Source organism: Pseudomonas sp. GM49 (assembly GCF_000282355.1).
Classification (GTDB): Bacteria; Pseudomonadota; Gammaproteobacteria; order Pseudomonadales; family Pseudomonadaceae; genus Aquipseudomonas.
Map to the genome: position 1 here is coordinate 21,056 of NZ_AKJL01000270.1, position 6,198 is coordinate 27,253.

The 6,198-nt window shown below is 59.4% G+C and carries 6 protein-coding genes and 1 pseudogene; 5 read left to right on the forward strand and 2 right to left on the reverse strand.

Features of this window, described 5'->3' with window-relative positions; translation table 11 throughout:
* Positions 1–94 precede the first annotated feature (94 nt).
* From PMI29_RS06220 to PMI29_RS06205, 4 genes are all read left to right on the forward strand, one after another.
* A complete protein-coding gene (locus tag PMI29_RS06220; RefSeq protein WP_008002070.1) occupies positions 95–910 on the forward strand; it encodes a helix-turn-helix transcriptional regulator in 816 nt (271 codons plus the stop codon).
* Between the two features lie 50 nt (positions 911–960).
* Positions 961–2,367 carry an NAD(P)/FAD-dependent oxidoreductase gene (locus PMI29_RS06215; RefSeq protein ID WP_008002072.1) on the forward strand — a complete coding sequence of 469 codons (1,407 nt, stop codon included), beginning with the start codon at positions 961–963 and terminating at the stop codon, positions 2,365–2,367.
* A gap of 43 nt (positions 2,368–2,410) precedes the next feature.
* Entirely contained in the window at positions 2,411–2,752 is a 342-nt protein-coding gene (locus PMI29_RS06210) for a cupin domain-containing protein (RefSeq protein ID WP_008002074.1), read from the forward strand.
* 68 nt (positions 2,753–2,820) lie between these two features.
* The gene (locus PMI29_RS06205; protein WP_008002076.1) at positions 2,821–3,906 is read left to right on the forward strand and encodes a polyamine ABC transporter substrate-binding protein; all 1,086 of its coding nucleotides are present in this window, start codon (positions 2,821–2,823) and stop codon (positions 3,904–3,906) included.
* 45 nt (positions 3,907–3,951) lie between these two features.
* Here PMI29_RS06205 and PMI29_RS06200 read toward each other — a convergent pair whose 3' ends face one another.
* Entirely contained in the window at positions 3,952–4,635 is a 684-nt protein-coding gene (locus tag PMI29_RS06200) for a lysozyme inhibitor LprI family protein (RefSeq protein WP_008002081.1), read from the reverse strand.
* A gap of 138 nt (positions 4,636–4,773) precedes the next feature.
* A complete protein-coding gene (locus PMI29_RS06195) occupies positions 4,774–4,998 on the reverse strand; it encodes a YgdI/YgdR family lipoprotein (RefSeq protein WP_008002084.1) in 225 nt (74 codons plus the stop codon).
* A 194-nt stretch (positions 4,999–5,192) separates the two neighbouring features.
* Between PMI29_RS06195 and PMI29_RS06190 the strand changes: the two are divergent.
* Positions 5,193–6,198: pseudogene (locus tag PMI29_RS06190) on the forward strand (VRR-NUC domain-containing protein); the annotation flags it as partial.

Sequence of the window (6,198 nt, forward strand, 5' to 3'; positions counted from 1 at the left end):
AGCCGCAATTTGCGGGCAAAAGCCATCATCTGTTTAGTCGTTGAAGACAAAGCGGAAGTTGGGCAAGCTCGGTTTTTTCCCGTCGAGATTTTCAATGCACGCCGATGATGATGGCCCGCTGCAAACCCAGGCCACGGGCGAGACGGTCATGCGCTATCACTTGCGCTGGAAGCACCGGGATCTGGATGGCGTCATGGCGCTCTATCACCCTGAGATCCAGTACAACGATTTTTTCCAGAACCGGGTCATGGGCCTGGCCGAATTGCGCGACTACGTGCGCAGCAGCATGCCCCGGGATCCGGATGAAGCGCTGGAGCACTCCGACCGCATTCGACTGGACGGCAACACGGCGTTCATTCAGTACCGCATCACACTGCGTGGCGGTGAAGGACTGGTGTCGTTCCGTGCCAGCGAAGCGATTACCGTCAAGGACGGGCTGATCTGGCGGGTCAACGAATACGCTTCATTGGTGCATGAGCAACCCACCAGCAAAACCTCCGGCAACCAGCGCCCGGCGGTTAGCCGGCTCGGATTGTCACCACGCCAATTGAGCTTCATGGCCGATGACCTGCAACAGTATTTCCAGGGTCAGCAGCCTTATCTTGACCCGGAGCTCGACCTGCAACGGGTGGCGAAGGAGTGCGGCTACAGCCGTAATCAGATTTCCTATCTGTTGAACCAGGTGTTGGGGCAAAGCTTCTACCGCTACGTCAACCAGGCGCGCCTGCAGCATTTGCTCGCCGCGCTGGATGCCGCCACACCACCACTGCGTATCGATGAACTGGCCTTCGCTGCCGGATTCAATTCGCTGTCGGCGTTCTACAGCTGTTTCCGCCAGCACACCGGCCAGTCACCCAAGGCCTACGTCAAACAAATTTCTTTGCGTGCACGCGCGCAAGACAGCGCCTGAGCCCACGCACTAGGATCGACGCCATCGAAGTCTGAGTGGCGGAGTCTTGCATGCCGGCGTGGCGCACTATCAGTTTGTGGATGGACCAGCTCGACGAGCCTTTGTTGGCGCGTCCGGCGCTGGAGCGGGACCTGGATGTCGACGTGGCGATTATCGGCGCGGGCTACACCGGCCTCTGGACCGCGTATTACCTCAAGCGGCACAAACCTGACCTCAATATCGCGATTGTCGAAGCGCAAACCGCCGGTTTCGGCGCGTCAGGGCGCAACGGCGGCTGGCTGATGGGCAACTTGCTGGGTGAAGATCGCCTGCTGGCCAGTCTGCCAGTGGAAGAGCGCCGCGCCTCCTACTATTTGTTGCACAGCATTCCGGAAGAAGTGGAACTTGTCCTCGAACGTGAGGGGATCGACTGCGATTATCGTAAAGGCGGGGTGCTGTATTGTGCTGCGCGCTATCCGGAGCAGGAGACCAGCCTGCGTCACTATCTGGACGATCTCCACCGCCAGGGCCTCAACGACAGCCACTATCACTGGCTGAACCCGGAACAACTGGCGCAACAGATCCGGGTCGCCAAACCCTATGGCGGTATCTATGCGCCGCACGTGGCGACCATCCATCCGGCTAAGCTGGTACGCGGGCTGGCCCGGGCGGTTGAGCGCCTGGGGGTGAAAATCTACGAAAACAGCCCGGTCACCCATTGGCAGTCCGGCAACCTGCGCACGGCGCAAGCGTCGGTACGCAGTCGCTGGGTGGTGCCGGCGGTCGAAGGCTACTCCGTCACTTTGCCGCCATTGGGGCGTTATCAGATGCCGGTGCAGAGCCTGATCGTCGCAACCGAGCCATTGTCTGCCGCCACCTGGGACGAAATTGGCCTGAGTCGCGGCCAGGCGTTCAGCGAGGCCAGTCGCCAGGTCACCTACGGTCAGCGTACCGCTGACAACCGATTGATTTTTGGCGCCCGTGGCGGTTACCGGTTCGCAGGCAAACTACGCCACAACTTCGACCTGACCACTGACGAAAAAGAGTTGCGGCGCTATCTGTTTGGCGAGTTGTTCCCGCAGTTGAAAAACGTGCAGATCACCCATTCCTGGGGCGGCAACCTGGGCATGTCCCGGCACTTCAAGCCGCACATGCTCTGCGACCGGGCCAACGGTATTGCCTTGTCTGGTGGCTATGGCGGGGAGGGCGTTGGCGCCAGCAACCTGGGGGGGCGGACGCTGGCCGACCTGATCCTGGGGCGCGACTCCGACCTGGTACGCCAGCCGTGGGTCATCCCCGAGCGTGGTCTCGACGCGCTCAGGGCCTGGGAGCCGGAACCGATCCGCTGGCTCGGTTACAACGCGATCATCCGCAGCTTCGTCCATGAGGACCAGACCCTGGCCAACCCGGCGACCGCGCCCTGGCGCCGCAAGCTGGCCAGCGGGGTCGCGGGCTTCATGGAAGGTTTCATGCACTAAACGGCGCGCTCTTCATCTACAGGCTACATCGACAGGTATTCCCATGAGCATCACGCAATTCAAGAACACCGCAACCCTGAAACTGGAAGAGTCCAATCCGGTCGCCGTGCCCCTGGGTACACCCGTGGCCGTGGCTTCGACCACCAGCGTCGAACGCGACGACGGCGTCGAGACCGGCGTCTGGGAATGCACACCCGGACGCTGGCGGCGGCAGATCGTCGCCCAGGAATTCTGTCACTTCATTCAGGGCCGCTGCACCTTCACCCCGGACGGCGGTGAACCCCTGCTCATAGAAGCCGGCGACGCACTGATGTTGCCGGCCAACAGCCTCGGCATCTGGGACATCCAGGAAACCGTGCGCAAGACCTACGTTTTGATTTTTTGAGTTTTGATTTTTGATTTTTGATCCTTTGATTGCCTGCCAACAAAAACAACCTTTACAGGAATCGACTCATGATCCGAAAGACACTGACTCTGGCCCCGCTGATGCTGGTCGCATCAATCAGTCAGGCGGCCGAAACCGTCAAAATCTACAACTGGTCGGACTATATCGCGCCGGACACCACGAAAAACTTCCAGAAAGAAACCGGCATCGCCTTCACCTACGACGTCTACGACAGCAACGAAACCCTCGATGGCAAGCTGATGACCGGTAAATCCGGCTACGACGTCGTGTTCCCGTCCAACCACTTCATGGCCCGGCAGATTGAAGGCGGCGCACTGAAGAAGCTCGACAAGAGTCAGCTACCAAACTGGAAAAATCTCAACCCGGTACTGCTCAAGGCATTGCAGACCAACGACCCGGGCAACGAGCACGGCTTCCCGTACCTGTGGGGCAGCACCGGCATCGGCTACAACATTGCCAAGGTCAAAGCGGTGCTGGGCGACAACGCCCCGGTGGATTCCTGGGACCTGATCTTCAAGCCCGAGAACATGCAGAAGTTGCAGAAGTGCGGCGTGGCCATCCTCGACAACGGCCCCGAACTGCTGCCCGCCGCGTTGAACTACCTCGGTTTGCCGCCTCACAGCAAGAACCCGGAAGACTACAAAAAGGCCGAAGCCCTGCTGTTGAAAGTGCGGCCGTATGTCAGCTATTTCCACTCGTCCAAGTACACCAGTGACCTGGCCAACGGCGATATCTGCGTCGCGGTCGGTTTCTCCGGCGACATCCTGCAAGCGGAAAACCGCGCCAGGGAAGCCAACAACGGCATCGACATCGGCTATTCGATTCCCAGGGAAGGCGCCGCGATCTGGTTCGACATGGTCGCGATGCCGGCCGATGCCCCGGATGAAAAGGCCGGCTACGATTTCATGAACTACCTGCTGCGCCCGGACGTCATGGCCAGCGTCAGCAACTACGTGCATTACGCCAATGGCAATGAACAGGCCGACGGCCTGATCGACCCGGCCATCAAGAATGACACCAAGGTTTACCCCAGCCCGGAAATGATGGGCAAGCTGTTTGCCCTGGAAGCCATGCCTCTGAACATCGACCGGGTACGTACCCGGGTCTGGAACAAGATCCGCACCGGCAGCTGAAGCGGTGAGCGGTCATCGGGACAGGACGTCCCGATGCCAGGGTCATCAGCCGACCGGCTCGGCTGCGCAACTCATCTTTCCTGAGCCAGGTATCTGCAAAAACACGTCATTGCCGATTTGCCAGAAGCTGTAGTTGCCTTTGTAATCCTTGCCCGTGAACTGGGTTCCGTAATTATTCGGCACCTGGTTCAGGGTGATGGAGGTGTTCGCCCACTTCAGGAACACAACCCCCGGTTCGACCGTAAAGAACGTGGCGGCAACCAGCGGGTTGAGCCCTGCGCAATGGAAGGCGACGGGGCCTTCGGTGCGTCTGCTTGGATCCTTGGTTCTGGCAATGGCCGAGCCCTGGCGCAATTGATGCGCACGCTCGGCATAACTGCGAATGACGCAGGGCTTGGCTTGCGGGCCGCTGTCACACTGGTTGCGGGCGTCGATCCAGAACTGTTGATCAACCTCGACTTTGTCCGGGCGCGGCACGGAATGTTCATCCGTTAGCGCCAGCAGATAAAGGCGATTGAGTTCAAGGTCCATCTGCGCCAGTTGGGCGTCATGACAGATGAGCTTTTCGGCGGATGCCTGGGGCGAGGTGCAATCGAAACTGGTCTTGTAAGTTGGCAAGGGCTTTGGTTTTGCCTTTGCCTTTGCCTTTGTGGCGGCGTCACACACGCTCGCAGTCATGCACACGCTGACGGCGAGCAGAGAGGCCAGAAGTGGCGAGACCATTTTCATTTCGGCGTCACCTGAATCTTTACGTGATGCCCGTATTGCAACGCATCGTGTCGAAGCGTTGCACAGTCATTCGGTCGCACGGGGTCTATCGAGTGTAAAGCAGTGCTCGAAACCTGCCACATCGCGGCAGGAGAAACGTTAGTCTTCCTCACGAATCGTCGCCACGTCATCGGCCCTGACTTTCACCTTCGCACCCGAAATGTCCTCAAACTCGAAGAACCCGTTGCTGGTTTTGGTTTTCGGCATGTCTTTGGTCAGGTACTGAGTGCCGTTCTGCAGCGTCACCACCGTTGGCGTCGAGCAACCGGTCAGCGTCAACAGGGCCGCTATTGCCAGGGGCAAGCCCAAAGTCTTGATATCCATAATCACCTCCATACGTTCTGAAGCAGCGCCATCAGTTCGATAGCTGTCACTGCACCTCTATGGCGGTTGGTGCGGCTGGGGGGCAGAAAGTTCTACTGCCCGGGAAAAATTCCGTACAGCGCCATTTATCCTTTTCCCATTGCACCGGGCAGGGCGGAACTGGTATCTGTACGCATAACCAGTACTCGCTCGCCATGGCCCATTTCCCTGTGACTGCAAATCCCCTCGACGACCCGTTCTATTACCTGAACAACTTCATGCAAGTGCTTGATTGGCTTGAGCAGCGCTTTGCCGACGTGCTGAGCGTCGACGAGCAGCGTTTCATTCATGAATTTAAGCGCTTGCCCCGTGAATCGCAGGCGCTGCTGGTCAGAATGGTCATGCGCAAAGGCGTTCATTTCAGGGCGAGCAAGCTGCATTACGACGAAATCGGCGATATCGGCGCAGCCGCCGGCCCGTTGCTCGAACTGGGTTGGGTCGACAGGCAAATGCCAATCACCATCGACGAGCTGTTCGAGGTGCTGCTCAAGGCAGAGATCCTCCAGGCCTTTGTCGCTGTCATCGATCAACCCAAAGGCAAGAAAGCCGATTGGCTGCCGGCGCTGTGCGAGCAGTTTCCTCAGGCGCAAAGCTTCAACGACTGGTGTCCGACCCTGGACGAGCGTCTGTTCAGCCTGACCATCATGCAATTGTGCGATCGCCTGCGCCTGATGTTCTTCGGCAACCTGTACCAGGACTGGTCGGAGTTCGTATTGGCCGACCTGGGTATCTACACCTACGAAAAAGTCGAGTTCTGTGCCGAGTCCCGTGGCTTGCGCAGCCGCGAAGACGTGGATGCCTGTGTCCTGCTGCACGCGTACCAGCAACAATTCGAGGCCGGTGAAGCGCTGGAAGCGGTGGCCGAGCGAATCAGGGAGCTGGCGCTGGATAATCCGTGGTTGCAACGCCGGCGCGGCAAGCTGCTGTTCCAGATGGCCCAGTACTGCGAACGCATAGCGGATTTCTCCATGGCCCTGAACCTCTACCGCGAATGCGCTTACCCCGGCGCGCGTTCGCGGCTGATTCGCGTGCTGGAACGCAGCGGTCAGTTCGAGCTGGCGATGGATCTGGCCGCACAGGCCGAACAGGCTCCGGAAAGTGCCGCCGAACACCAGCAGTTGCTCCGCGTGCTGCCACGCCTGCGGCGCAAGCTCGGCGGGG